This window comes from Gordonia sp. 'Campus' (genome assembly GCF_022206305.1).
Lineage (GTDB): Bacteria > Actinomycetota > Actinomycetes > Mycobacteriales > Mycobacteriaceae > Gordonia.
In genome coordinates, this window is the sequence record NZ_JAKOIW010000014.1 from 1 (window position 1) to 26,848 (window position 26,848).

The window sequence follows — 26,848 nt, forward strand, 5'->3', positions numbered from 1 at the left end:
CCTGGACGGCGGGGGTGAGGGCCGGCGTCGTCGTGGCCGTCTCGGCGGCCGGTTGCGGCGCGGAGATGGGCGTGGGTGCCATCGTGTGGCTCGAGAGCTCGGCTCCCGCGGTGGCTGCGCCCGCCAGGACGCCTACCGGCAGGAGGGCTGTGGCCCACAGCGGTGTGCGGGACCTCTTCCGTGGCTTGGAGTGCTTACCCAAAACTGATCGACCTCGCGTGTACATCTGGTGGTTCGTGCTTCTGGAACCGAGCCGACCGTACACGTTGCCGTGAGCAAAGCGTTACCTTCCTGTGACCGTCGGTAGTCTGGACCGCTGATCGTTTCTGTGTTCACGCAGGTGAGGGTGAGCATCACCGCGCGATTGTGAGACGGCGCACAAGAGGTGTGAACCCTGGTGTCGAACGGTAGGGGCCCGGTCGTCGGAATGCCTCAGTTGGGGCGCAGCATCGACAGGGTGCTGCCCTCGCTCACGACGATGTAGCCGTCGATCACCCGGACCAGACCGGGCGACGACAGCCCTCGCTCCCAGGCAACGGTGTTCTCCGGGGTGAGGGCGGTCAGCTGCCCCTGGTTGGAGACGATCATCGTGGTGCCCGACGACCCGATACATCGCGGGTTGGCGAGGATCGTCTGCTGCGGGCCCGGGGCCGCGCCGGTACCGATGTGATGTCCGTCGGCGAGCGCGTAGGTCGAGCGAGAACCGTCGAGGCGGCCGAAGTTGACGAGCGACCCGCAGGTGATCGCGTTGGCCTTGGACAGCTCGCGGTCGCGGATCTGCCACAGCGCGTCCGGTCTCGCGGGGTCGCGGACCTCGTACTGCCCTTCGGCGACGAAGACCCGGTTGGCCGCGTTGAGGACCGGCAGGGTCGACGGGCCCGGCAACACGCTCAGTCCCTCGGCCGTCGCGACCGGTTCCGCATCGACCCGGCCGTTGATCGTCGCGTAGGTGACGACCTTTTCCTCGCCATACTTCTGATGATCGACGGTGACGCCGGAGGGGTAGAGCCTGATGGTGCACTGGTCGCATCCGATGCGGTCCTCGCCGTCGACGGGGTTGACCAGATGCTGACTGGCATCGGCGGTCTTGATGACGACGATGTCGCCGGTCACCTCGACCGAGACGACCGGTGCGGCGAAGGTACGCGCCCACAGCGTGTTGCCGGCGGGGGTGTTGAGCGAGACCTGGTGACCGACGCGGTTGATCCGGAGGAAGTTGGTGCCGAGCCCCTCGACCGTCTTGGTGTCCATGTACTGCGAGGTCATCGTCGGCACGCCCTGGTCGTCGACGAGATAGAAGCCGTCGTCGAGCGGATCGCCGAGCTGTACCGCGCAGCCGACCTGCCCGGCCTCGTTGACGGCGCAGTCGCCCAGGCCCGCGTTGATCGGGTTGTCCCAGAGCAGCTTTCCGGAGCGCCGGTCGACCATCACATAGGAGCGTCCGAGCCCGGACGGATACGCGACGAGCCAGCCTTCCTCGGACGAGTCGGCGACCTCGATGGTGGCCTCGCCGCGGTAACCGGGCAGGTCTTCCTGTCCGACGACGGTCCACCCCTCCGCCGGGGTGCGCTGGTAGTCACGCAGTTCCCCGTAGGCGTACTCGGCGTCGTCGGCCTGCGTGCTGCCGGAGGCGAGCACCACTCCGCCGGTGACGACCATCGCGGCACACAGGACGAAGACGACCGTGCCGATGCCGAACGGCGAGCGCGCGAGAAGAGCCCGGACGCGGGAGCGAGACGACATGGACAAGAGTCAATCATGACCAGCGCCTGCGGTACCGGACCGGGAGCGGGACGACCGAGCAGGAAATTCACGCGTGCGGGCATGGTGTTCGGGCGCTGGAGACGGTGGACTGTCGACATGGAACTGCTGCGGGATGTGCTGGTGTCTCTCACGCTCGTCTGCACCGGGCTCAGCGCCGGTGTGCTGGCGGGCTTCGGCTACGCGGTCATCCCGGGTCTGAACCGGGCCGGGGCCGGTGTGGCGGTCACCGCGATGCAGCGGATGAACAGCGCGATACTCAATCCGCTGTTCGCGGTGATCTTCGCGGGCGGGGTGGTCTTCGGTTGTGCCGGTGCCTGGGCGGCGTGGGGTTCGGGACTGCGGTGGTGGGTCGTGGCGGCGACCGTGCTGACGACCGTCGGCGTGGTGATCACCATGGCGGTCAACGTTCCGGCCAACAACCGTCTCGACGCTGCGGGCGAGGTCGGCGCCGACGACGCCGCGCGGGTGTGGTCGCAGTTCACCAAGGTCTGGGTGCCGTGGAACACCGTGCGGTCGGTCCTGACGACTGCCGCGGTGGTGGTGCTCGTCGTCGGGCTGCTGTCGGCTTGACTGCTCCTCAGAACAGCTGACCGAGGTAGAACTCCGAGCCCTGGTCGTCGGTGCAGCGTGCGGAGATGCCGTACGGAGCGGTCGTCGGCTCCTCGAGCACGGTGCCGCCCGCTGCGCGTACCCGATCGACGGTGGCGACCACGTCGGCGGTGACCCACATCGGCACCGACACCGAGGCATCGGCTCCGCCGGCGACGCCGACCTGGGGGCGGCTGTCGTCGACCTCCCAGCCGTCGTCGATGCGTCCACCGTGAAACGACCACCCGAGCACGGCGCCGTAGAACTCGCGGAACCGGCCGCTGTCGGGGGTCAGCACCGTCAGGTACGTCATGGCGCCGGCGTCACGCGCATGTTGGTCCGGCCGGGTGTCGGACGGGCCCGCCTCGTACACCGCGAATCGGACCCCCTGGTCGTCGACGGCGTCGACGACGCGGTGTCCGTCGGGACTCGACCCGAACTCACCACTACCACCGGCGGCGACGATGCGCTCGTGTGCGGCCTGCAGATCGTCGACCGCGTACGCGCAGAACATCGTCGGTGCGCCCTCGGTCTCGAAGATGCCGAGCCGGTGTCCGACATTCGTCACCCGGCGACCGTCGGCGTCGAACTCCCAGCCGAGGACGTCGCCGTAGAAACGTCGGGCCCGCGCGGCGTCGGGGACGTTGAGCGACATGAAGCCGATGTCCCCCTGGTGCACACGCTCAGGCAGCGGTGCCGTCGTCGGACCGCTCAGCATCCAGCGGTGCCCGAAGGGATCGACGATGACGGCGGTCCGTGAGCCGTGTGCCTCGTACGGTTCGCGGGTCACCGCCGCGCCGGCCCGGGCCGCGGTCGCGACCGCGGCATCGGTGTCGTCGACGCCGAGCATGAGGCTCACCGAGACGTGTCCGGGAGCGGGCGCGCGGAGTCCGAGGTCGACGAACTCGGCGGCGAGATAGATTGCCCCGCCGCCCACTTCGAGTTCGGCGTGGCCGATCGTCCCGTCTTCCATGACGACGGGCTCCCCGCGCAAGCGGGCGCCGAAGGCGTCGGTGTACCAGTCGATCGCCGCTTGTGGCTGCGCGACGACGAGGTAGGGGAGTGCGCCGGGGCGTTCGACGGTGGCGGGTGCGGTTCCGGACACCGCGGAGGTCGCGGTGGGGGTCGGCTCGTCGAGCTGGGTCGCGGTGGACATGATGACTCCTTCGGGTAGTGACACGCCGCGTTCGAGACGGTCACGCAACGCGGCGGCGAAACCGCGGTCGGGCGCGACAGGGGCGTCGAAGCCGGGTGTCTCGGTGGCGCGCAGCGCGTGCAACGGATCCCGTGATGCGCCGACGTCGGTGCTGTTCCGGGTGTTCATGCGTGACCTCCTCTCCCGCTGGTCTGGGGTTGTGGTTCGGGATAGGCCGCGCGGAATGCGCGCTTGGCCCGCGTGAGCAGTGCCTCGGTGGCGCCGACCGTGCGACCGAGGATCTGCGCACAGTCGCCGACGGGAAGATCGTCGACGTAGCGCAGTGTCAGTACCGCGCGGTGGATCGGCGAGAGCTGGCCGAGGGTGTGATGGGCGACCATCCGGTCGAGTTCGGTGTCCCACGGGTCGGTGCCGTGGTCGGGCACGTCATCGACCGGTTCCGGGACGCGCTGGGCACGACGCCAGTGGTCGGCGAGTTTGTGCCGGGCGATCCCGATGAGCCATGGCGTCGTCGGCTCGGTGTCACGCCGGCGACGGACAGAGTCCATCGCCGCCAGAAACGTCTCCGACGTGACGTCCTCGGCGGTCCGGCGATCCGTACAGCGGCGGACCACGAACCCGTACACCTGGGGCAGTGCCTCGTCGTAGACCGCCAGCAATCCCTCTGGTCCCCGGGCCATCGAAACCGGTTGGTCGCTGCTCACATCTCTATCGTCGTGTGCGGTCCGCGTAATCCGACGCCCAACGGCGAAGAATTCTCGCCGAAGTTCTCGACTCGTTCCGAGTGCTAGCGTTCGGCGGCGATGAGTTCGGCGCACCGCTCGCCGACGAGCATCACGGTGATGTTCGGGTTGACGGTCGTGTGTTCGGGGAAGACCGACGCATCAGCGACCCGGAGTTTCGCAACGCCTTTGACGCGCAACTCGGGATCGAGCGGTGACATCTCGTCGTCGGGAGGGCCCATCCGCACGGTGCCCACCGGGTGGTAGACGGTGTTGTGCGTGCGCGTGATGTAGTCGGCCAGCTCGGCGTCGGAAGTGGCGTCCGGGCCCGGATACAGTTCCCGGGCGATCCATTCCGCGAGCGGTGCGGCGGCGGCGATTTCGCGTGCCCGGCGCAGGCCCGCGATCATGATCCGCATGTCGTATCCCTCGGCATCGGTGAAGTACCGCGGATCCACCCGTGGCTTGTCGCGGAAGTCGCGGGAGCGCAATCGGACCGTGCCGCGGGAGCGCGCGTGCGTCACGTTCGGCGTGAGACAGAAGGTGTTGTCGCTGGTCGGGTAACCCTGCCGGAGCGTGTGCATGTCGAATGGCACGCTGCCGTAATGCATCATGAGATCCGGACGGTCCAGGCCCCCGTCGATGGTGGTGAAGATCCCTGCCTCCCACCACTGGGTGGATTGCCGTGTCATGGGCCGGGTGGTCTCGAAACCGATGACCCCCTCGGGGTGATCCTGCAGATGTTCGCCGACCCCGGGTGCATCCACCAGCACGTCGATCTCGTGCTCGCGCAGGTCGTCGGCCGGCCCGATCCCCGAGAGCATGAGCAACTTCGGGGAATCGATGGCCCCGGCCGAGACGATCACCTCCCGCGTGGCACCGATCCTCGTGGTCCGTCCGAACGCGTTGTCGGTGATGTCCACGCCGACCGCGCGGAGTTCCCCGTCGACCTTCTCCACGGCCACTCGCTTGGCCCACGAACCCGTGCGGACCGTCAGATTGGGCCGATCGAGGTGGGGGTGCAGGTAGCTGACCGACGACGACGCCCGGATGCCGTCGGGCCGCCGGTTGATCTGAAAGAAGTTCGCGCCGTTGACAACCGTCGTCCCGTTGTTGAACTCGGCCCGCGGGATGCCGACCGCTTCGCAGGCGTCGAGGAGCGCGACGCCGCAGGGGTCGTCCGGGGGCACCGTCATGATGTGGACGGGTCCGCTGCGACCATGGTGTTCGCCCGGGGCGTCATTCGTCTCGATCCGGGGGTAGAGGCGATACAGTTCCTCGGAACCCCAACCGGCACAACCGAAATTGCGCTCCCAGGCGTCGAGGTCTTCGCGGGGAGCCCAGAACGCGATACAACTGTTGTGCGAACTGCACCCGCCCAGGACCTTGGCGCGTGCATGCCGCATGAAGTCGTTGCCGTTCTCCTGCGGCTCGATGGGATAGTCCCAGTCGTAACCGGATTCGAGCAGTTCCATCCAGCGGTCGAGTCGCAGGATCGCGTCGTCGCCGACATCCGACGGCCCCGCCTCCAGCAGGCACACCGTCACCGAGGCGTCCTCGGAGAGGCGTGATGCCACCGCCGCTCCGGCCGAACCCCCGCCGACCACCACGTAGTCGTAGGTTTCGGTGGCACTCATCGCTGATCCTCCCGGTTGCCGAACCAGCCGGTCACGCCCGGCCGGAGGTTCTCGTACACGTGCTTGGCCTCGCGGTACTCGGCCAGGCCGGATGGGCCCAGCTCGCGGCCGAAGCCCGACTGGCCGTACCCGCCCCACTCGGCCTCGGGCAGGTACGGGCCGAAGTCGTTGACCCACACGGTGCCTGCCCGGATGCGCCCGGCGATGCGGCGGGCGCGAGCGGCGTCGGCCGACCACACCGCACCCGCCAGGCCGTAGACGGTGTCGTTGGCGAGGGTCACCGCCTCGTCGTCGGTGGTGAAGGTCTCGACGGTGACCGTGGGCCCGAACGCCTCGTCGTGCACACAGGCCATCGACCGGTCGGCGCGGTCGATGACGGTGGGCAGATAGAACCAGCCGTCGTCGAGGCTGCCCGACCCGTGGTCGCCGGTCGCGAACGCGCCGCCGGTCGCGATGACCGCCCCGTCGGAGCGTGCCTGCTCCACATACGCGTGCACCTTGTCGCGGTGCGTGGCCGAGATGAGAGGCCCGGTCTCGGTTCCCTCGGCGTAGGGGAGGCCGAGGCGGATCTGCCCGGCGCGACGGACCAGTTCGCTGACGAACCGGTCGTGCGCCGACTCCTCGATGATGAGCCGCGCGCCGGCCGAACAGACCTGCCCGGAATGCAGGAAGGCCGCGTTCAGGGCGTTGTCGACGGCCGCCGCGAGCAGGTCATCGGTGGCGCATGCATCCGCGAACACCACGTTCGGGTTCTTGCCACCGAGTTCGAGGGCGACCTTCTTGACCGTCGCGGCAGCCTCCCGGGCGATGATCCGTCCGGTCACCAGGCCGCCCGTGAACGAGACCAGGTCGACGTCAGGATGCGACGACAGCGGGGCCCCGGCGTCGGTGCCCGCGCCGAGGACGAGGTTGGCGACGCCCGCGGGCAGTTCGAGGTCGTGCAGAACCTCCATCAACAGGATCGACGTGTGCGGGGTCAGCTCGGCGGGTTTGAGGACGAAGGTGTTGCCCGCGGCGAGAGCCGGCGCGACCTTCCACGCCGCCTGCAGCAGTGGGTAATTCCACGGCGTGATCAGTCCACACACGCCGACGGGTTCGTAGACGATCCGCGAGTCGGCGTCCGGCGACCCGGTGTCGACGACGCGCCCGGCGTCGGCGGCGGCGAGTTTGCCGAAGTAGCGAAAGCAGTTCGCGATGTCGGTCATGTCGATGTCGGACTCGTACGGCCGCTTGCCGGTGTCGAGGGTCTCGGCGCGGACGAACTCGTCTCGGCGCGCCTCGATCCGATCGGCGACACGCAGCAGTAGGTCGCCGCGCTGGGCGGCCGGTGTCTCACTCCACCGGCCTGAGTCGAAGGCCCGGCGCGCGGCGGCGATGGCGGCCTCGGTGTCGGCGGCGCCCGCCTCGGCCACCGTGCCCACCACCGAATTGTCCGCCGGACAATGGATGTCGCGTGTGCCGCCCTCGATTGCCGAACACCACCGGCCGTCGATGTAGAGGGTGTCGCTCATCGAGCGGGAGCTCCTTCGGGGTCGCTGTCGGGTTGGTCGCTGCCGGCCGGGTCGCGGTCGTCTGCGGTATCCGCGACGTTACCGGCGTCGGTACCGGAGTTCAGGTCGTGGTGGTCCGTGGCGGCATCGCGGAGGTGGAGGTAACCGAGGTGTCGTTCGTACTGGTCGAGGATGTCGCCGATGACCTGTTCGCGCGTGTAGCCGACCAGCGAGTACCCCTGGGAGCCCTCGGTGAGATAGACCTCGCATCGGAAGTATCGGTCGTCGGACCGTTGTGTTCGAACCGCGTAGGTCGGCGTCGGCGCGGACACCGGCCAGACGCAGTAGTCGAAACACGCGACCTCTGCGAGCTCGACTCGCAGACGCGGCGACGGCAGACCCTCATTGGTCGCCGACTCGTCGACCGTGGCGGGTATGCCTTCGCTGGCGAACTGGTCGGCCACCTCCGACATCGCGGGAATCACCGTGCCGGTGATGAACTTCCGTGTCGCGACGCGCCCGGGGAATCGCAGTGTCCCGATGAGCCGCTGGCGCCAGCTGCCGTGCTCGGTGGGTCCGCGCCCGACGGCGATCACCTTGGGCAGTGTCGTCCGGAAACTGTCGAGCTTGACCGACTCGGTGCGCACCGCGCGCAACAGGGAGATGCCGATGAGGCCGAGGACGAACGAGAAGGGGAGACCCATGATGACGGTCGCCGCCTGCAGCGTGAGGATCGAACCGTCACCGCCGCCCGCGAACAGCATTGACAGAGTCAGCAGACCGATGGCCACCGACCAGAAGACGCGCAACGAGCGGATGGAGTCGGCCATCGGGTCCTCGAGCCGGCTCGTGAAGTTGCCCATGACGAGCGATCCCGAGTCGGCACTGGTCACGTAGAACAGCAGACCGGTGATCGTCGCGATGCCGATGAGCAGAGTGGATCCGGGATACTGCTCGAGAAGCGAGTAGAACCCGGCTTCCGGTGTGCCGGCGGTGGTCTCGGCGAAATCCTGGTCGCCCCGGGCCACCGCGAGCGCGCTGTTGCCGAAGATGGAGATCCACACCAGGATGAAGCTGAAGGGCACCACCAGCACGCCGAAGATGAACTGCCGCAACGTACGTCCGCGCGAGATGCGGGCCAGGAACAACCCGACGAACGGAGCCCAGGCCACCCACCAGGCCCAGAAGAACAGCGTCCAGCCGTCGACGAAGGCGCGGGCGTCGTTGCCCGGTTGCGGATTCACCTGGTCCCAGGCAAAGGTGTCGAGAGTGCGGTCGGCGAAGGTCGAGACGTAGTCGCCTGCGTTCTGCACCAGGCCGTTGAGAAGGAAGTCCGCATCCTTGGCGACCGTGATGTAGATGAGCATGCAGATCGCGAGGATGACGTTGATCTCGGAGAGCCGTCGAATCCCTTTGTCCACGCCAGAGGTCGCCGACGCGGTGGCGATGACGACCGACAGCACGATCAGGCCGATCTGGGCGGCCTTGCCCTGCTCGATACCGAAGATCTCGTTCAGCCCGAAGTTGAGTTGCACCACTCCGATGCCCAGCGACGTCGCGATGCCGAAGATCGTGCCGAGTACTGCGGCGACGTCGATGGCGTCACCCCAGCGTCCTTCCACCCGCTTGCCGAAGATCGGATAGAGCGCCGCACGGATGGTGAGCGGGAGGTTGTGCCGGAAGGCGAAATAGGCCAGCGCGCCGCCCATGAGCGCGTACATGGCCCAGCCCGTGACGCCGTAGTGGAAGACGGTCCATGTCACCGCTTCTCGCGCGGCCTCGTTGGTCTCGGCCGCCCCGGTCGGTGGGTTGAGGAAGTGCGTGACCGGCTCGGCGACCGAGAAGAACATGAGGTCGATGCCGATGCCCGCCGCGAAGAGCATCGACGTCCAGGTGAACAGGCTGTACTCGGGACGGGACTCCTCCGGTCCCAGCCGGTAGCGGCCGTACTTGCTCAGGCCGAGGAACACCACGAGGCCGACGATCGCGGTCGCGAGGATGAAATACCACCAGCCGAACCATCGGGTGATGAAGTCACGTACGTCGCTGATCACCGTCTCCGCGGTGTCCGGTGCGGCCAGCGCCCAGATCGCGAACGCGAGCACGATGACCCCGGAGGAGATGAAGACGGTCAGGTTCACCGACCCCAGGCCCGTCGGGGGCGTATCCGGGTGGGCGGCAGCCGGGGACGGGCGAGCGGCGTCATCACTCATGGGCCACGACGCTAGTCCGCCGAGCGCGGTTCCGGGCGGTTTGGGCGGACCTTGATGAGGGCAGCCGCCCGGACGATCCGATGCGGCGCCCCCACCGTCACGCGAAGCGTGCGATGAGTTCGGCCGCAGCGCCGCCCCTTCCGATCTCGGAGATGGTCGACGCCTCGTCGTCCAGGTGATCGGCGAACGTCCGCGCATACGAGGCACGGGCGAGCCGGCGCGCTTGTCCGACGGCCTCGGTCGGGCGCTCCAGTAGGAGCGCGACCACGTCGTCGGCGGCACGGTCGAGTTCGTCGGGTTCGGCCAGATCGTCGATCAGGCCCCACTCGAGCGCGGTCCGGGCGTCGACGCGCTCGTTGCGGACGAGCATCCGCAGGGCGCGACGAAGGCCGATGGCGCGCGGGAGGTTGATCGAGACGCCACAGTCGGGCGACAGGCCGACGCCCGAGTACGCCGCCACGAACGAGCTCTTCGGCGACGCCACAACGATGTCCGCGGCCAGCATCAACCCCAGCCCTGCGCCTGCGGCCGGACCCTGGACCGCCGCGACGACGGGAACGGCCAGTCCGTCGAGGGCGATCAGAGACCGGTGCACCGTACCCGCGAGGTCGGCGAGATAGGCGCCCCGGTCGGGTGAGGCGGCCATGGCGCCGACGTCACCGCCGCCGCAGAAGATCCGGCCCGCCGAGGACAGTCGGACAACGCGGACCGATGCATCCTGCCGGATCGCCTCGATCGCCGCTGCCAGTCCCTCCGCCACGCCGAGGTCGAGGGCGTTGCCCTCCTCCGGTCGATTCAGCCGGATGGTGGCCACGCCGCGGTCGTCGACGACGAACTCGAGGCCGGTCATCGCGCAACCGCCATGTCGCTGTCGAGTTCGGTCGCGGCGTCCGACGTTCCGATGGCCGCACGAAGCACCTCGGCAACCGCGGCGCGAGCACGTGTGCTGTCGTGAGAACGCGCGATCTGCATCTTCTCCGCTTCGAGCGATCCCTCCGCGTGGGTGGCGAGAACCGATTGATAACCGCCCCAGCGGCCGGTCGTCAGGTCGCCGATGAGGTGGATCAGGCGGAGGCGCTCCTCGGCCGGACGAGCTGCCGCGAAGTACTTCTCGAGAACCGCGCGCACCTCGGGCCGGTCCCAGTCCGCACCGCCGGGGCCGGTCACGACGAGGCCTCCGGCCAGATCGAGAAGGGTCGCCGCAGCCTGATGGAAGCCGTGCGCGAAATGGTATTTGGCCATGTTGACCGCGAGCGGGTCGGGCAGCTGGATTCCGTTGCCGCCACTGCGGGATCGCAGGGCGGCGAGGTCGGCGAAACCGCGCACGGTCTCGGCGTAGGTGATCAATTCGGTGAGCTTGGTCTTCACATGCCCCGCTGTGGCGATGCCGTTGGCCTCGGCGACACCGATCCCGGCTCCCACCATGAGGTCCAGGATCGGGAGCTTGTAGTTGACCGCGGTGAACCGGTGATAGTCGACGAAGGCCAGGGCGAGGGGGCCGGCCAACTCGGGTTCGCGGTTGAGGAAGACCCGTTCCTTCGGCACCCGGACGCGGTCGAAGACGGTCAGGCTCTCGAGCAACTTGTGTCGCGACGAGATCGGATGCTCGAAGCCGTTGCTGTCTCCGTGGAGGTACGGGGAGACGTAGAGGGTGAGTCCCTCGGTGTCCACCGGGATCGCGAAACTCACTGCCCAGTCGCGATCTTCGGCGCTCATCGCACGAGTGGGCAGAACGATGAGCTCGTCGGCGTTGGCGCTGAAGGACGTGTGCACCTTGGCGCCGGAGACGGTGATCGAGTCCGCGTCCTCGTCCACGACCCGCAGGTAGTGATCCGGGTCCGGCTGACGGTGCGGCGGCAGTGACCGGTCGCCCTTGACGTCGGTCTGCGCGACGGCGAGTGCGACGTCGTTCTCGCAGCAGTGTCGGTAGAAGGCCTGTGCCTTGGCGAGGCTCTCGCCGCTGAGCACTCGGAGGAGCGCGAACAGCGCGTCACTGCCGACCTCTTTCAGGACGATGGTCCCGGCACCCGTGCGTGACAGGGTCTCGATCAGCTTGCCCCGGTCGGTGATGTCCGCAGCCGTGTGCGGGACCCGATAGAAGGCGGTGTAGGGGCCCTCGCCGTCATCGGCCACGGCGAGATCGGGGTGGGTGGCCGAGATCGCGTACGCCAGAGACGAATGCGAGATCGCATCGTCGAACTCGGCGAAGGTTGTCACGTCGTGCACGCGCTCCCCGCGATAGACGACACGACGATCGTCGCGAAGACCTGCGCGGTAGGACTGGGGATCTCGGATGGCCACAACATTCCTCTCGTGAGTCGCGACGCGTTCTCGCCGTGCATGAGCGTTTCTACGAGCGAACGGTCGCTCGGACAGCATGGCCCGTCGGGCGGCCCTGGTCAAGCGGGCGGTGCGGTCGCACCGAAAGAGTGCCGTGAGAGGGATGTTCGACAGGGCTGTCGGTCGCGGTCCGAGAGTGTTCGATGGATATGTCCGTCATTGCGCTCAACGAAAGCTAAACGCTACGCTGACCTGGGTGCACGGCTGATCATCCGCCGGTCGCCCCGCCCGAGGCCCCCGCGCAGGACGACGAGAACGTTGTCGCGGAGTAGATCCGAGGCGGAGTGCATCCGCGGTGGTCGCAGTCGTTCGAAGTCCGGGAAGTTCGATCCGTCCACCGATCGGCATGCGTTTGTGAAAGCTAAACAGTGGCCATGGTGGTCACCTGACTGAAAGGACGTGTTGTGACATCCACGCAGAACGGAGCAGGGTCCTTGAAAGGCCGCACGCTGCTCATCTCAGGTGGCAGTCGAGGTATCGGCGAAGCCATCGCGGTGTCGGCCGCGACGTTGGGTGCCAACGTCGCGCTGGTCGCGAAAACCGCTGAACCGCATCCGAAACTGCCCGGCACCATTCACACGGCGGCGGCGGCGATCGAGAAGGCCGGCGGGCGGGCGCTCCCCATCGTCGGCGACGTCAGGGACGACGCCTCGGTGGCGGAGGCCGTGGCCCGCACGGCGGAGCATTTCGGTGGCATCGACATCGTGGTCAACAACGCCAGCGCGCTGGACCTCACGCCCACCGAGCGCATCGACATGAAGAAGTACGACCTGATGCAGGACATCAACGCGCGCGGGGCCTTCGCCCTCACCAAGGCGGCGATCCCACATCTGCGGGCCTCGCAGAACGCGCACGTCCTCACACTGTCGCCGCCCATCAATCTCGACCCCAAGTGGTTCGCCCAGATCGGCACCGCCTACACCATCTCGAAGTTCTCCATGTCCATGGTGACCATCGGTCTCGCGGCAGAGCTGAAAGCCGATGGCATCGCGGTGAATTCGCTGTGGCCCCGGACCACCATCAACACCGCGGCGGTGCGCAACATCCTCAGCGAGGAACTGGTCGCGCGGAGCCGGACGCCACGGATCATGGCCGACGCCGCGATCAGCATCATCACCAAGCCGTCGTGGTTGGCCACGGGGCAGTGCTTCATCGACGACGAGGTGCTCGCCCGGGACGGCGTCCGCGACTTCGACGACTACCGTGTCGCACCCGGCGATCAGGAACTCGAACTCGACTTCTGGATGGAATGGAACTGACCGCAATCGTCGACCGCACAAGGGCCCCGTCCTGGCCGGACGGGGCCCTTGTCGTCGCGGGGGCGTTGCAGCTCCTGTTATCGAACCGTCTGGACCTGCGGCGAAGCCTGCTCGGCGTGGCCGTCGGAGGTCTGGGTGTCGAAGTTGCCGTGGTACCGCTTCTTGGCGATGACGTACAGGCACAGCAGCGACGCGGCCGCCAGGACGGTGAGGAAAAGCCCGACGCGCCAGGCGTTGTCGGGGTTGCCGTTGATGATCGCCACCATGACGAACGGGGCGAAGCCGCCGACGATAGCCGAGATCTGGTAGCCCAGGGATGCGCCTGAGAAGCGGATCTCGGGCGGGAACAGTTCGGCGAACAGTGTTCCCTGCGTTCCTGTCTGCAGTGCCATGGCGACGACCCCGACGAGTACGGCGACCGCGAACGGCCAGATCGAGGTCGGTGAGGACGCGCCGATGAGGAGCCACATGGGGATGGCCCAGACCATCATCGCGGCCGAGCCGATGGCGAAGACCAGCTTGCGGCCGACGCGGTCGGACAGCCAGCCGAATGCCGGTACGAGGGGGACCATGACCACGCAGGAGATCAGGATCCAGGTGAGGACTGTCGATCGGGCGACGTCGAGGTAGGTGGTCACGAACTGCACCGACCCGGTGATCATGATGTAGAAGAAGACGATTCCGATGGTGTTGGCGCCCGCGGCCATCAGGATGGTGCCGGGGTTACGTCGGATGACGTCGAGCATCGGAGAGCGCTGCACCTGCGGGCCTTCGGCGATCTTGGCGGCGACGGCCTTGAATTCCGGTGTCTCCTCGAGGAATCGGTGGATGGCGAAGGCCACCGGGAGCATGATCAGGCTGATCCAGAACGGGATTCGCCAGACCCAGGACAAGAACGCGTCCGAGCTCGACAGGCCGGTGGCGAGCAAGAACGCCACGTTGCCGAGCACCAGGCCGATGGGTACCCCGAGCTGGGCGAAGCTGCCGTAGAACCCGCGAAGGTGCGCGGGTGCGTTCTCGGTGGCGATCAGGACCGCCCCGCCCCACTGGCCGCCCACGGCCAGGCCCTGGCAGATCCGCAGGATCACGAGGAGCGTCGGTGCCAGCCAGACCGTCTGCGTGTTGGGGACGCACCCGATGAGGAACGTGGCGACCGCCATCAGGCAGACGGCGCCGACCAGAACCGGTTTGCGGCCGTATCGGTCACCGAGCTGACCGGCGAGGATGCCGCCGATCGGACGTGCGATGAACCCGACCGCGACCGTCGCGAAGGAGTTGAGTGCGCTCACCACCGTGCTGTCGGTGGCGAAGAACGTCACGTTGAACACCAGGGCCGCGGCCGTGGAGTAGATGAAGAAGTCGTACCACTCGAGCGACGTCGAGATCGCGGCGGCGATCGACGCTCGCGCCGAGCGAGGTGCCGGCGGCTGGCCGGTCTGATGTGTGGGCACTGGGGATGCTCCTGCTTGGGACGCCGGGAATCGGGGAACCGTCACGACGGCACGACGGCACGACGGTGGACGGGCGACCACTCGGGGCGCGAATCCATCGGCGATCGGACGGGGTGGTCCCGGACACATCTGCGGTCGGGTGTCGTCCACGTCGCGGTCCGGGTAGCAGGAGATTAGCCGCCGCCCGATGAAACAGTCAACCCGTACTCTTACGTATCGGGGTGAGCTCAGATCTCGAGAAGTACCAGGGCGGTGTCCACCCACTGCGGGAGGTGCGGGTCCCGGCGGGGGTCGCGTCGATCGAAGGTGTATGCGAGGGCGACGCCACGCATGCTGCTGAACAGCATCTCGCGTAGCTGCGGATAGCGCGGGTGGCCGACCAGCTCGGGGCCCCACATCTGATCGATACTGGTCCGGATCACGCCGCCGATGTGGCGCTCGACGGGCAGGAGTGCGCCCGCCATCCACTCGTTCGTGCGCGATGCGGTCCACAGTTCGATGGCCGCCCAGAAGTGCGGCTCGTGAAACGACATCCACATTGAGTCAACGACATTCGACACACGTTCGGCGCCGGTCACGGTGTCGTCTATGGCGGCCACGACTCGGGCGGTGGTGGCGGCGACCCGTTCGGAGGCCAGGTGTTTGACGGCGGCGACGAGTAGCGCCTCCCGTGAGGGGAAATGGTGCAGGAGCCGCCCTCGCGAGACGCCTGCCCGCGCCTGGATCGCCGAGGTGGTGGCACCGGAGAAGCCCTGCTCGATCAGGCAGTCGACAGCGGCCTCGAGGATCTGCCGCTGACTGGTGATGGTCCGCTGCTCACGCTTCGTGGGCGTCGCGTGCTCGGGTGAACTCACGTCGCCACTATACAAGTCAAGCCTGACTTGTTCGGGGGCTTCGGTGCGCCCCTGATGCGCGGGGAACGCGTCGGCGATCAGTGGCGCATGATGCCGAGCGCATAGCCGACGTATTCGGCCGCGACCTGCTCCGGGGTGAGCCGGCCGTCGGGTTGCCACCATGTGGGCAGCGCCGTGCACATGGTGACGACGGCCCGCGCGGCGTCGTCGGGCTGCGCGGGACTGAACTGACCGGCTCGGATCGCGTCGTGGACCTGCTCGTCGACGAGTGCCTGCTGCCGGTTCCGGCGTCTGCTGATGATGGCCTCGTTCTCCGGTTCCAAGGCACGGACCTCACTGGAGCCGAGAAAGCCGAGTTGCCGGCGATGTGTGTGGAACAACGCCAGATTCTCCACAAGGGCGCAGAACCTCCCGACCGCGGTCTCGCTGCCGGCCAGGGCGGCGTCCGCGCGCCATTCGAGGTCGAGCATGGTGCGGTCGAGGATGTCGACCAGGATGTGCTGCTTGCTCGAGTAGTAGTTGTAGATGCCGGGCACCGACATCCCGCATCGTGCGGAGATCCGTCGCATCGTGGTCCCGTGGTATCCGACCGCGAGGAATTCGTCGACCGCCGCCAGGAGTATCGGGGAGAAGTCCAGCGGACCGTACGACCGCCACTCCGACCGTGTGGTCGCCGGGATCGACGTGGTCTCGATCGACGTGGTCTCGATCGACGCGGAGCCGGACTCCGGGCGGGTGACGGTCTCGGCGATGATCTGTGCGACGCCGACACCGAGTGCCCGCGCGATCGCTTCGAGCCGATCGATGCGCAGGCCCGTTCTCCCGTTCTCGATCTGGCTCAGGGTCGCCGGGCTCACCCCGATCGCAGCGGACAGCGATCGCAGGCTCACGCCTCGCGCCTCGCGTGCCCGGCGGACGCGCGACCCGGCGGAGCGGTGAGCCCCACGGTCGTCGGCCCCGCCGTCCGCCGCCTGATCTGCCGTCTCCACGCGCGGAGTCTAGCCCCGCCGATTCGACTGACCGCCGCGTCTGCTCGGCACCAGCGGTGTGGTGAACCGCCCGGAGGCCGCTCTCGGTACCGGCCCGGGGGCTGTTCGCTCTCGGCGTAGCAGTCCGGGAACACAGCCCCGGCCAGCGCAGTTGTACAGGGCACATCCCCGCCGCATCGGTGGATCCATGCACTCTGCGCAGGCGTTAACTGCAGGTGCACCCGAGACGACCTCTAGAGTGGAAGCAGGCTGGTCGTCGTCTATCCGCACCGGTTGTCCTCCGGGACCACCGAGGTGGTCTCCGCGGCGGCCGGGGCGCTAGCAATGTGAGGGAGAACAATGTTCGAACGGTTCACCGACCGCGCGCGTCGGGTTGTGGTTCTGGCCCAAGAAGAAGCGCGCATGCTCAACCACAACTACATCGGTACCGAGCACATCCTCCTCGGCCTCATCCACGAGGGCGAGGGCGTGGCCGCCAAGGCACTCGAGTCGCTCGGGATCTCCCTGGAAGGTGTCCGCAGTCAGGTCGAAGAGATCATCGGCCAGGGACAGCAGGCACCGTCGGGGCACATCCCGTTCACCCCGCGCGCCAAGAAGGTGCTGGAGCTCTCGCTGCGCGAGGCCCTGCAGCTCGGCCACAACTACATCGGCACCGAGCACATCCTGCTCGGCCTCATCCGCGAGGGCGAGGGCGTGGCCGCCCAGGTGCTGGTCAAGCTCGGCGCCGACCTCAACCGGGTCCGCCAGCAGGTCATCCAGCTGCTCAGCGGATACCAGGGCAAGGAGCCGCAGGAAGCCGGCACCGGCGGTCGGAGCAGCGAGTCCGGTACGCCGTCGACCTCGCTCGTCCTCGACCAGTTCGGCCGCAACCTGACCGCCGCCGCATCCGAGGGCAAGCTCGACCCGGTCATCGGGCGCGAGAAGGAAATCGAACGGGTCATGCAGGTCCTGAGCCGTCGCACCAAGAACAACCCGGTGCTGATCGGCGAGCCCGGCGTCGGCAAGACCGCCGTGGTCGAGGGCCTCGCGCAGGCCATCGTCAACGGTCAGGTGCCCGAGACGCTCAAGGACAAGCAGCTCTACACCCTCGACCTCGGTTCGCTGGTCGCGGGCAGCCGCTACCGCGGTGACTTCGAGGAACGCCTGAAGAAGGTGCTGAAGGAGATCAACACCCGCGGCGACATCATCCTGTTCATCGACGAGCTCCACACGCTCGTCGGCGCAGGTGCCGCCGAGGGCGCGATCGACGCCGCCAGCATCCTCAAGCCGAAGCTGGCTCGTGGCGAGCTGCAGACCATCGGTGCGACGACCCTCGACGAGTACCGCAAGTACATCGAGAAGGACGCCGCCCTCGAGCGTCGCTTCCAGCCCGTGCAGGTGGGCGAGCCGTCCGTCGAGCACACCATCGAGATCCTCAAGGGTCTGCGCGACCGCTACGAGTCGCACCACCGCGTGTCGATCACCGACGGCGCGCTGGTCGCGGCCGCAACGCTGGCCGACCGCTACATCAACGACCGGTTCCTGCCGGACAAGGCGATCGACCTCATCGACGAGGCAGGTGCGCGCATGCGCATCCGCCGTATGACCGCGCCGCCAGACCTGCGCGAGTTCGACGAGCGGATCGCCGATGCCCGTAAGGAGAAGGAAAGCGCGATCGACGCGCAGGACTTCGAGAAGGCCGCCAGCCTCCGCGACAAGGAGAAGCAGCTGGTCGCCGAGCGGGCCGAGCGTGAGAAGCAGTGGCGCAGCGGCGACATGGACGTCGTGGCCGAGGTCGACGACGAGCAGATCGCCGAGGTCCTGGGCAACTGGACCGGCATCCCGGTCTTCAAGCTCACCGAGGAGGAGACCACCCGTCTGCTCCGCATGGAGGACGAGCTGCACAAGCGGATCATCGGCCAGGAAGACGCCGTCAAGGCGGTGTCCAAGGCTATCCGTCGTACGCGTGCCGGCCTGAAGGATCCGAAGCGTCCGTCGGGCTCGTTCATCTTCGCCGGCCCGTCCGGTGTCGGTAAGACCGAGCTCTCCAAGGCGCTGGCGAACTTCTTGTTCGGCGAGGACGACGCCCTGATCCAAATCGACATGGGCGAGTTCCACGACCGGTTCACCGCCTCGCGTCTGTTCGGTGCGCCTCCCGGGTACGTCGGGTACGAAGAGGGCGGCCAGCTCACCGAGAAGGTGCGCCGCAAGCCGTTCTCCGTGGTGCTGTTCGACGAGATCGAGAAGGCCCACTCGGAGATCTACAACACCCTGTTGCAGGTCCTCGAAGACGGCCGGCTCACCGACGGTCAGGGTCGTACGGTCGACTTCAAGAACACCGTGCTGATCTTCACCTCGAACCTCGGCACGAGCGACATCTCGAAGGCCGTGGGCATGGGCTTCTCGTCGAGCGACGGCACCAAGTCGAACTACGACCGGATGAAGCAGAAGGTCAACGACGAGCTCAAGAAGCACTTCCGCCCCGAGTTCCTCAACCGCATCGACGACATCGTCGTCTTCCACCAGCTGACGCGAGAGGAGATCATCCAGATGGTCGACCTCATGCTCACTCGCGTGGAGGGTGCACTGAAGAACAAGGACATGGCTCTCGAGGTGACCGACCGGGCGAAGTCGCTGCTCGCCAAGCGCGGATTCGATCCGGTGCTCGGTGCACGTCCGCTGCGTCGTACGATCCAGCGCGAGATCGAGGACCAGTTGTCGGAGAAGATCCTGTTCGGCGACATCGCTCCCGGACAGATCGTGCTCGTCGACGTGGAGAACTGGGACGGCGAGGGTGAGGGCGAAGACGCCAAGTTCACCTTCGCGGGTTCGGAGAAGCCTCGCATGGTTCCCGATGCCCCGATCGAGCTCACCAAGGCCGGCGAGGCCGACGCGAGCTGAGAACGAGCCTGTCTGAGCTGATCTGACACCACCGACGGCGGCGTCACCCGACAAGGGTGACGCCGCCGTCGTCGTTGATGTGGGTGCGTATTGACACAGTCGAAGCGGAGTGTCCCAGCGCCCGATAACATCGACCCTGTGACGAGCGATACATCTGAGGTCGGACGCAAGTCCCGACAGGACCAGCCCACCATCACCGTCGAGCGGGACGGGGAGATCGCGATCTTCCGGCTCAACCGACCCGACCGCCTCAACGCCTTCACCCTGCAGATGGGCGAGGAGCTGCGAGACGCGTTCGACGACACCGACGCCGACGACTCCGTGCGAGCGGTGGTGATCACGGGCAACGGACGCGCGTTCTGCGCGGGCGCGGATCTCGAGGCGGGCGGGTCGTCGTTCGACGCGTCGTCTGCTGCGGAATCCGATGAGATTCCCGCGGACGAGGGCGGCAAGCTCACGCTGCGGATGTACGCCTCGCTGAAGCCGATCGTGGTGGCCGTGAACGGGCCGTCGGCCGGTGTCGGGGTGACGATGACGCTGCCCGCCGACGTCCGGATCGCCTCGGAGGATGCGAAGTTCGGCTTCGTCTTCGCGGCGCGCGGACTCGTCCCCGAAGCCGCGTCGAGCTGGTTCCTCCCGCGTCTCGTCGGACTTCCGACGGCCCTGCAGTGGACGATCGGCGCCAAGATGGTGCAGGCAGAGGAGGCCCTGGAGCGCGGACTGATCCAACAGATCGTCCCCAAGGACCAGGTCCTCGACGCCGCCATCGCCGTCGCGCGCGAGATGACCGCGAACAGCGCGCCGGTGTCGGCCGCCCTCACCCGGCAACTGTTGTGGCGCATGGCCGGGGCTCCCAGCCCACTCGAGGCCCATCACGCCGACTCGAAGGCGATCTTCTACCGCGGTCAGTCCGGCGACGTGTACGAAGGCGTCATGTCGTTCCTCGAGAAGCGGCCTGCGACCTACCCCAACACCGTGTCGCAGGATCTGCCGGAGATCTTCGACGAACGATCCTGATACCGGGCGGGGTCGGAAACGCCCTGTGTGAACTGGGTGAACATCCGAACACGCCGCCGATAAACGGTGGCAGGGCGTGCGGCTCGCGGTTATCGTGGCGAAAGAGCAGGCCAGAAAGAACGAGAGGAGGTGACGCAGATGTCGATGGGTGTCAGGGCATTCGCTTGCGAGTGGCGGATGACCGAATCCGACCGCCGACACGGGCCACGAGCCCTGGGTCGGTCGGGACCGATCACATCCGGCGTCACCAGTTCCTGAGGTCATGAACCTCGATGGTCGGCGCAATCACTCGCCACGCATCGAGGAGCTGCCATGACCATCTTCGTCACCAATGCCGGACTGCAGATTCTGGCGCGCGTCACCTGGCGTCGTGCCGCAGTGCTGCTGACCACCGAGGTCGCGCGGAACGTCGAGGGGACACCGCTGGTCCGTGTCGTCCATTCGCCGACGGTGTCGCTGCCGATCCACAAGGTGGTTGCCATCAAGCGCGACGCCTACCGTCCGTTCGCGGGCAAGACGATGGACTCCTACGCCTCGAACGCGACGATCCTGCGTCGTGACCAGTGGATCTGCGCTTACTGCGACGGTCCGGCCGACACCGTCGACCACATCGTGCCGGTATCCCAGGGCGGGCCGAGCACGTTCGGCAACCAGGTCGCGGCGTGCAAGTCCTGCAACGGGTTCAAGGCCGATCGCACTCCGCGGAAGGCCGGGATGGCCATGCGGCACGCCCCGTTCGTCTACGACCCGTGGGCAGCGGACCAGAAAGAGGTCTGGGAGATGTTCATGCTGCACCCGAAGACCGACTAGGCACCGGATGACCGGTCACGTCGGCAGTGGCTCGGCACCGCGCTCGTTGAGCAGCATCGTCATCTGACCGATCTCGTCTCCCTGGTCGCCGATCATCATCAACGCGAGATCCTTTGTCGTGGAGCGGGTCCGCGCGTCGTTGTAGGCCGCCTGCGCCATCTCCATCCCGCCGCGGTGATGCCGGATCATCAGCTGCAGGAACAGGATCTCCGCCTCGGCGGGCGGCAGGGAGCTCAGGCGGCCGATCTCGTCGACGCTCGCCATCCCGGGCATCGGCGGGTCGGCCTCGTCGGGTCCGCCGCCGCGATGGCTGTCGCCGTGGGTGTCGCCGTCGGGCATCCACGACATCGGATCCGCCGGCGTCATCGGTTGGTCGAAGAATTGCAACCAACCGCGCATCGTGGCGGTCTCGGCGGTCTGTGTGTAAACGATCCGGTCGGCGAGTCCACGGACAGGCGGGGAGACGCCGGGTAGTGCGCCGATGGTCCGCGACATGAGGATCGCCTGGTCGTGGTGCGTCGACATGTCTTGTGCGAATCCGATGTCGGACACACTCATCGACGGCGAGTCGGGACCGCGACCCTGCCACACCGCGCCCGCGACGAAGCCCATGACGACGAGCAACGCCGCGGTCACGGTGAGAACTGCGAGCCGCACCAGCGGAGCGCCGGGACGGAATGTGCTCACCCGATCGTCGAATCCTGGTCTGGGGGCGGGGTGTACACCGCGGGACTCAATCGCAGGACCTGGAACCCGCCGTCGGAACACGTGACCCGCAGCTCGCTGCCCCGGAACTCGGGTGGGGACATGCACCAGTCGGTCGACATGTCACCCCCGACGACCATCCCGCTGCGGGGCCCGACCATCTCGTTCAGCCTGACCTTGCCGTTCGCGATCGACATTCCCAGACTGAGGAATTCGACGGCGGGCACACCCAGCAACGAACCGACGACGTGCGGTGAGTTGGGTGTCTCCAGCAGCGTGGTGCCCGTGCGCGCCGGTGGGTTGTAGTAGGCGATCTCGCGAATCCGGTCGAGGTCGCGGATGTCGAACACCCGGATGCCCGACGACTCCCAACCGCAGGCGAGCGCGGTGGGATCGTTCGGTCGGTCGACCGCGCAGTAGTGCGGATTGCTGCTGAACAACGACCCGCCGGTCGACGACCGCAAGTTGGTGTCGAGATGTTCGGGCAGGTTGATCTCCAGCTTGATCTGCGCGGTGTACCGGGGTTGGTTGACCCTCGTCACATCGAAGATCTTGACCCCGCCCGAGCCGGCTTCGTCGGAGGTGACGATATGGGGCCGTCCGCGATAGGTGATCGGGATCGAGTGCTGGTTGAGCTGACCGTCGGGCCACAGGTAGGCGGCGACATGCGGGACCTGGGGGTGCGGCCGACGTTCTTGGACGTCGCTGATGTCGAGCACCGTGACGCCCGCCATGTTCGACAGGTACATCCGATTGCCATCCGGCGATACGCCGAATCCGTGTCCGAGGAAGGAGTGGAGTCCCTGCCAGATAACGCGGGGTGACCGGGGGTCGGAGATGTCGATGGCACTGAGATGTCCGGGGAACACCCCGGATGCCCAGTAGGTGCGTCCGTCGGGCGAGAAACCGCCCTCATGTGAGGTGAAGGGCAGCGGGCTCGAGGTGCCCGGGCCCTTGTTGAGGAGCTTGGGCCGGGCACAGTCGGAGATGTCGTAGACGGCGAAGAATCCGCCACCCCACAGCAACGGGACCGACGTGGCGGCGAGGAGCTTGCGCTCCTTGTTGACCTTCAATGTCTCCCAGGTGCCGCCGCGCATCGCGGGATCGGTCAGCGACCCGACCACTCGCGGCGCGCGAGGGTTCGAGGCGTCGATGACCTGGACGCCGGGCGGGTTCACCCAGTTGTTGCCGGGGAACAGACTGCCGGTGTAGCTGCAGTGCTCGAAGGTCGCCGAGACGATCCCGCCGCCCGCGCCGCGGACACCGCCGAGTCGCGTGATGTTGCAGCGATAGCCGCGCATGCTCCGTCCGGAGAGGCGATCTTCGGCGCTGACATCGCCCTGAAGTCCTGGTTCGGGCAGCGACCCGGGCCCGCACTCCGCCTGGGGTACGGACACCTCGGAGATGTCGGGGAACAGATGGTTGGCGGCGCCGGCGGGTGCCGCCACCAGCATCGTCGAGACGAGTGTCGCACCGGCCGCCAGGCACAGGCCGACACGGAATCGTCGGCGCCATCGCGGTCCGGAACCGGCCGCTCGTGACACATCGAACCCAGGTGGCATCATCGCATCCCCCGATCGTGATCTGAGTCACGCTAGCGGGCGGCATCATGCGACACGTCGAAATCGTCGAATCCACTTCCGCCGCGGCAACCCGTTACGACCATGCATCCCATCGGGGCCAGACGGCGGTGCCGGGCCCGTGCTGCGGCTCGGCCCCGACCGACTACCGTTTGTCGTACCACTCGAATCGGAGGTTTCACTGTGCAACAGATCGGCGTCATCGGCGGAGGCACCATGGGAGCGGGCATCGCGGAGGTGTGCGCCAAGGCCGGCAGTGATGTGGTGATCGTCGAGGTGAAGCAGGAGTTCGCCGACGCCGCGCGATCCCGCGTGGAGAAGTCGCTCGCGAAGGCCGTCAGCAAGAACAAGCTCGGTCAGGACGAGGCCGACGCCGCTCTCGGCCGCCTGCGGGTCACCACCGACTATGCCGACCTCGCCGACCGCGAACTCGTGATCGAGGCCGCGCCGGAGATCGAGGAACTCAAGCGCCAGATCTTCGCCGACCTCGAAGCCGCGACGGGGCCGACCACCATCCTGGCGACCAACACGTCGTCGATCCCGATCATCAAGGTCGCGACCGCCACCAAGACCCCCGAGCGCGTCGTGGGTGTCCACTTCTTCAATCCGGTGCCGGTGATGCCGCTGGTCGAGATCATCTCCACCCTCACCACCGCCCCCGAGACAGCCGATGCCGTGACGGCGTATGTCCGCGACACCCTGGGCAAGAACCCGGTGAATGCGGGGGACCGGTCGGGCTTCATCGTCAACGCACTGCTCATCCCTTACCTGTGCCAGGCCATCCGCATGTTCGACTCGGGGTACGCCTCCGCCGAGGACATCGACACCGCGATGAAGGGTGGCTGCGGTTACCCGATGGGACCGCTGACGCTGCTGGACACGATCGGCCTCGACGTCACGCTGTCGGCGGCGGAATCTCTCTACGAGGAGTTCGCCGAGCCGCACTACGCTCCGCCGGCCCTGCTGCGTCGCATGGTCGATGCCGGCCGACTCGGCCGCAAGACCGGTCGCGGTTTCTACACCTACTGATCCGCGGAACGACCGCTGCCGAACCCCGGCTCACCTCGAGTGGGCCGGGGTTCGTCGCGTCCGGGGAGGGGGCGCCGGCGGTGTTGTCGACCGATTCGTCGGCATAGGCGCTAAGCTTGCCGACATCAGACAACATTCGTTATCAGAATGGGGCGGTCATGACGCAACGCGAGAATCGGATGTCTCGGACCGAGATGGACAACCTCGACAGCAGCTTCTTCGCGAAGTCGCTGCTGTCGATGGGCCAGACGATGAGTACGACGAACGTCATCATGCAGCTCGCCAATCCGGCGGTCGGGTACGGCGTGGCGCACAGCAAGGTGGAGAACGGCCGACTGGACAAGCATCCGGTGAAGCGGGCCCGGACCACCGCGTCGTATCTGGCGGTCGCCATGCTCGGCAACGCCGACGACCGACGCCGCTACCGCCAGGCGGTCAACGGCCAGCATGCGCAGGTGCGCTCCGACGAGACCAGCCCCGTGCAATACAACGCGATGAACCCTGACCTGCAACTCTGGGTGGCGGCATGCCTCTACTACGGCTGGGAGGACATCTACGAGCGCGTCCACGGACCGCTTCGCGGCGCGGACCGGGAGAAGTTCTATCAGCAGGGCAAGGTCTGCGGCACCACGTTGCAGATGCCCGCGGAGGCGTGGCCCGCGACGCGCGACGAGTTCACGGCGTACTGGGACGATCAGGTCTCCCACATCGAGATCAGCGAGGAGATCAGGGATTTCCTGCTCGACATCGCGAACTTCGGCTACGCGCCCACTGCGATCCAGGAGAAGTACGGGCCGGTCAAGCTACGTCGCACCATCGGGTATCTGCCCCAGCCGTTCCGTGAGGCCCTGCGCGTCGAGTGGACCGACGACGACCAACGTTGGTTCGACGACTACGTCGGGCGCCTGGTCGAACAGGAACGCCGAAAGCCGCTGTGGCTGTCCCAGATCGGCTTCCGGATGTTGCTCTGGGACGTCCGGGCGAGGGTGCGGACGGGCCGTCCGCTGGTCTAGGCGGCGCGCTCGCGGGTGCGTCGGCTCGCCACGAAGGCGAGCAGGGCCGCGACGAAGCACGCCACCGAGCCGACCGCGAGACCCACGCGAGCGTCGAAGGTCTCGATGATCGCGCCGACGATGGGCCCGCCGATGGGGGTCGACCCCATGAACGCCACCGACCAGAGCGCCATGACCCGGCCCCGCATCCGCGGCTCGGAGTTGAGCTGCAGCGTGGCGTTGCCGGTGGACATGAACGCGACGCTGAGCCAGCCGACGAGGAACAGGGCGCCGATCACCGTCGCCAGGTTCGGAGCGAGCGCCGCGGCTGCGACGGTGACACCGAAACCGAACGCCGCCACCGTGAGTGGTCGCAGGCCGGTGGTGCCGCGGGCTGCGACCACCAGTCCGCCGACGACCGCACCGACGCCCATCGCGGAGGTCATGAAGCCGAGAGCCTGCGGGCCACCGTCGAACACGAAGTCGGCCGCGGCGGGCAGGGTGACCGGGAAGTTGTAGGTGAGCGTGCCGACCAGCGCCATCGTGACCAGCGGGATCCACAGCGCAGGATGAGCGCGGACGTACCGGAGCCCCTCGCGCAACTGGCCTCGGGCGCGTGGAATCGGTGTCTCGGTGGTGATCCCGGCGGGATTCAGGGCGACGAGCGCGGCGACCACGGCCACGAAACTCACCGCGTTGATCGCGAAGCACAGGCCGGATCCGACGAGGCCGAGCACGACCCCGGCGACCGCGGGACCCACTGCCCGGGCGGCGTTGACCATCACCGAGTTCAGCGTGACGGCGTTGCGGATCAGATCCTTGCCGACGATCTGGTGGATGAACGCCTGGCGTGCCGGCTGTTCGAAGGCATGTCCGAACCCCAGCATCACCGCGAGAACGCCGACGTGCCAGACCTGTACGACGCCGGTGAGGGTCACGACGGCGAGGACCGCAGCCAACAACCCCATCATCGACTGCAGGACGATCAGCAGGCGCCGACGGTCGACACGATCGGCGATCACACCCGCATACGGGCCGATGAGCAGGACGGGTAGTGCCTGCAGAGCGACGACCAGTCCGAGAACCGAGGCCGATCCGCTCAGCGACAAGACCAGCCACGCCTGCGCGGTCGCCTGCATCCATGAACCCGTCATCGAGACGGCCATGCCGCCGAAGAAGAGGCGGTAGTTCGGGATGCGCAGTGACGCGAACATTCCCGCATCGGTCGGGCTTTCGGGGGATGTACCGGGTGTGGCGTGGTGCCGTGTGTCGGGCTGCCGTGTGTCGTGGTGCCGTGGACTCTCGTCGCTCACGGGAACACGGTCGTCGGTCATCGAGGTCCATCGTAGGCTCGCCCCGACAGGAGCCGGCG

Annotated in this window: 21 protein-coding genes and 1 pseudogene; 7 read left to right on the top strand and 15 right to left on the bottom strand. The window is 67.4% G+C overall.

Annotated features, from left to right (window positions below; translation table 11 throughout):
- Positions 1-202: pseudogene (locus MAY35_RS15315) on the bottom strand (murein transglycosylase); the annotation flags it as partial.
- Positions 203-432: 230 nt separating this feature from the next.
- The gene (locus tag MAY35_RS15320; RefSeq protein ID WP_238422164.1) at positions 433-1,743 is read right to left on the bottom strand and encodes a hypothetical protein; all 1,311 of its coding nucleotides are present in this window, start codon (positions 1,741-1,743) and stop codon (positions 433-435) included.
- Between the two features lie 117 nt (positions 1,744-1,860).
- On the opposite strand from MAY35_RS15320, the gene MAY35_RS15325 reads away from it, so the two are divergent.
- Positions 1,861-2,334 (top strand): DUF1772 domain-containing protein, encoded by a 474-nt coding sequence (locus MAY35_RS15325; RefSeq protein ID WP_238422165.1) that lies wholly within the window; start codon positions 1,861-1,863, stop codon positions 2,332-2,334.
- A gap of 7 nt (positions 2,335-2,341) precedes the next feature.
- On the opposite strand, the gene MAY35_RS15330 is transcribed toward MAY35_RS15325, so the two are convergent.
- From MAY35_RS15330 to MAY35_RS15360, 7 genes are all read right to left on the bottom strand, one after another.
- Complete coding sequence (locus MAY35_RS15330) at positions 2,342-3,676, bottom strand: VOC family protein (RefSeq protein ID WP_238422166.1); 1,335 nt, start codon at positions 3,674-3,676, stop codon at positions 2,342-2,344.
- Complete coding sequence (locus tag MAY35_RS15335) at positions 3,673-4,188, bottom strand: RNA polymerase sigma factor (RefSeq protein WP_238422283.1); 516 nt, start codon at positions 4,186-4,188, stop codon at positions 3,673-3,675. Before MAY35_RS15335 ends, MAY35_RS15330 begins: the two co-directional genes overlap by 4 nt.
- Before the next feature lie 107 nt (positions 4,189-4,295).
- Entirely contained in the window at positions 4,296-5,867 is a 1,572-nt protein-coding gene (locus MAY35_RS15340) for a GMC family oxidoreductase (RefSeq protein ID WP_238422167.1), read from the bottom strand.
- Positions 5,864-7,378 (bottom strand): aldehyde dehydrogenase family protein, encoded by a 1,515-nt coding sequence (locus MAY35_RS15345; protein WP_238422168.1) that lies wholly within the window; start codon positions 7,376-7,378, stop codon positions 5,864-5,866. The genes MAY35_RS15340 and MAY35_RS15345 overlap by 4 nt, the downstream gene beginning before the upstream one ends.
- Entirely contained in the window at positions 7,375-9,570 is a 2,196-nt protein-coding gene (gene betT / locus MAY35_RS15350) for a choline BCCT transporter BetT (protein WP_238422169.1), read from the bottom strand. Before betT ends, MAY35_RS15345 begins: the two co-directional genes overlap by 4 nt.
- A 97-nt stretch (positions 9,571-9,667) precedes the next feature.
- Positions 9,668-10,420 (bottom strand): enoyl-CoA hydratase/isomerase family protein, encoded by a 753-nt coding sequence (locus MAY35_RS15355; protein WP_238422170.1) that lies wholly within the window; start codon positions 10,418-10,420, stop codon positions 9,668-9,670.
- Positions 10,417-11,871: a 4-hydroxyphenylacetate 3-hydroxylase N-terminal domain-containing protein gene (locus MAY35_RS15360; RefSeq protein ID WP_238422171.1), complete on the bottom strand. Its 1,455-nt coding sequence runs from the start codon at positions 11,869-11,871 to the stop codon at positions 10,417-10,419. The genes MAY35_RS15355 and MAY35_RS15360 overlap by 4 nt, the downstream gene beginning before the upstream one ends.
- 443 nt (positions 11,872-12,314) lie before the next feature.
- Between MAY35_RS15360 and MAY35_RS15365 the strand changes: the two genes are divergently transcribed.
- Positions 12,315-13,169, top strand: a complete 855-nt coding sequence (locus tag MAY35_RS15365) for an NAD(P)-dependent oxidoreductase (protein WP_238422172.1) — start codon at positions 12,315-12,317, stop codon at positions 13,167-13,169.
- A gap of 77 nt (positions 13,170-13,246) precedes the next feature.
- On the opposite strand, the gene MAY35_RS15370 is transcribed toward MAY35_RS15365, so the two are convergent.
- The 3 genes from MAY35_RS15370 to MAY35_RS15380 all read right to left on the bottom strand — a co-directional run bounded on the left by MAY35_RS15370 (position 13,247) and on the right by MAY35_RS15380 (position 16,463).
- Positions 13,247-14,620, bottom strand: coding sequence for an MFS transporter (locus MAY35_RS15370; protein ID WP_238422173.1), 1,374 nt, complete (start codon positions 14,618-14,620; stop codon positions 13,247-13,249).
- A 227-nt stretch (positions 14,621-14,847) separates the two neighbouring features.
- Complete coding sequence (locus MAY35_RS15375) at positions 14,848-15,474, bottom strand: TetR/AcrR family transcriptional regulator (protein ID WP_238422174.1); 627 nt, start codon at positions 15,472-15,474, stop codon at positions 14,848-14,850.
- 77 nt (positions 15,475-15,551) lie between these two features.
- A complete protein-coding gene (locus MAY35_RS15380; protein WP_238422175.1) occupies positions 15,552-16,463 on the bottom strand; it encodes a helix-turn-helix domain-containing protein in 912 nt (303 codons plus the stop codon).
- Between the two features lie 339 nt (positions 16,464-16,802).
- Here MAY35_RS15380 and MAY35_RS15385 point away from each other — a divergent pair, with 339 nt between their 5' ends.
- The 3 genes from MAY35_RS15385 (at position 16,803) to MAY35_RS15395 (ending at position 21,170) form a co-directional block, all read left to right on the top strand.
- Entirely contained in the window at positions 16,803-19,343 is a 2,541-nt protein-coding gene (locus tag MAY35_RS15385) for an ATP-dependent Clp protease ATP-binding subunit (RefSeq protein WP_238422176.1), read from the top strand.
- A 138-nt stretch (positions 19,344-19,481) separates the two neighbouring features.
- Positions 19,482-20,360 (top strand): enoyl-CoA hydratase-related protein, encoded by an 879-nt coding sequence (locus MAY35_RS15390; protein ID WP_238422177.1) that lies wholly within the window; start codon positions 19,482-19,484, stop codon positions 20,358-20,360.
- 312 nt (positions 20,361-20,672) lie between these two features.
- Positions 20,673-21,170, top strand: a complete 498-nt coding sequence (locus MAY35_RS15395; RefSeq protein ID WP_238422178.1) for an HNH endonuclease — start codon at positions 20,673-20,675, stop codon at positions 21,168-21,170.
- Between the two features lie 15 nt (positions 21,171-21,185).
- Here MAY35_RS15395 and MAY35_RS15400 read toward each other — a convergent pair whose 3' ends face one another.
- Positions 21,186-21,857, bottom strand: a complete 672-nt coding sequence (locus MAY35_RS15400; RefSeq protein ID WP_238422179.1) for a DUF305 domain-containing protein — start codon at positions 21,855-21,857, stop codon at positions 21,186-21,188.
- Positions 21,854-23,440 carry an LVIVD repeat-containing protein gene (locus tag MAY35_RS15405; protein WP_374237964.1) on the bottom strand — a complete coding sequence of 529 codons (1,587 nt, stop codon included), beginning with the start codon at positions 23,438-23,440 and terminating at the stop codon, positions 21,854-21,856. Before MAY35_RS15405 ends, MAY35_RS15400 begins: the two co-directional genes overlap by 4 nt.
- Positions 23,441-23,638: 198 nt before the next feature.
- Between MAY35_RS15405 and MAY35_RS15410 the strand changes: the two genes are divergently transcribed.
- A complete protein-coding gene (locus tag MAY35_RS15410; protein WP_238422180.1) occupies positions 23,639-24,484 on the top strand; it encodes a 3-hydroxybutyryl-CoA dehydrogenase in 846 nt (281 codons plus the stop codon).
- A 158-nt stretch (positions 24,485-24,642) separates the two neighbouring features.
- Positions 24,643-25,497, top strand: a complete 855-nt coding sequence (locus MAY35_RS15415) for an oxygenase MpaB family protein (RefSeq protein ID WP_238422181.1) — start codon at positions 24,643-24,645, stop codon at positions 25,495-25,497.
- Here MAY35_RS15415 and MAY35_RS15420 read toward each other — a convergent pair.
- Positions 25,494-26,690, bottom strand: a complete 1,197-nt coding sequence (locus tag MAY35_RS15420) for an MFS transporter (RefSeq protein WP_238422182.1) — start codon at positions 26,688-26,690, stop codon at positions 25,494-25,496. The two genes, MAY35_RS15415 and MAY35_RS15420, sit on opposite strands and share 4 nt — an antisense overlap.
- Positions 26,691-26,848: the final 158 nt, after the last annotated feature.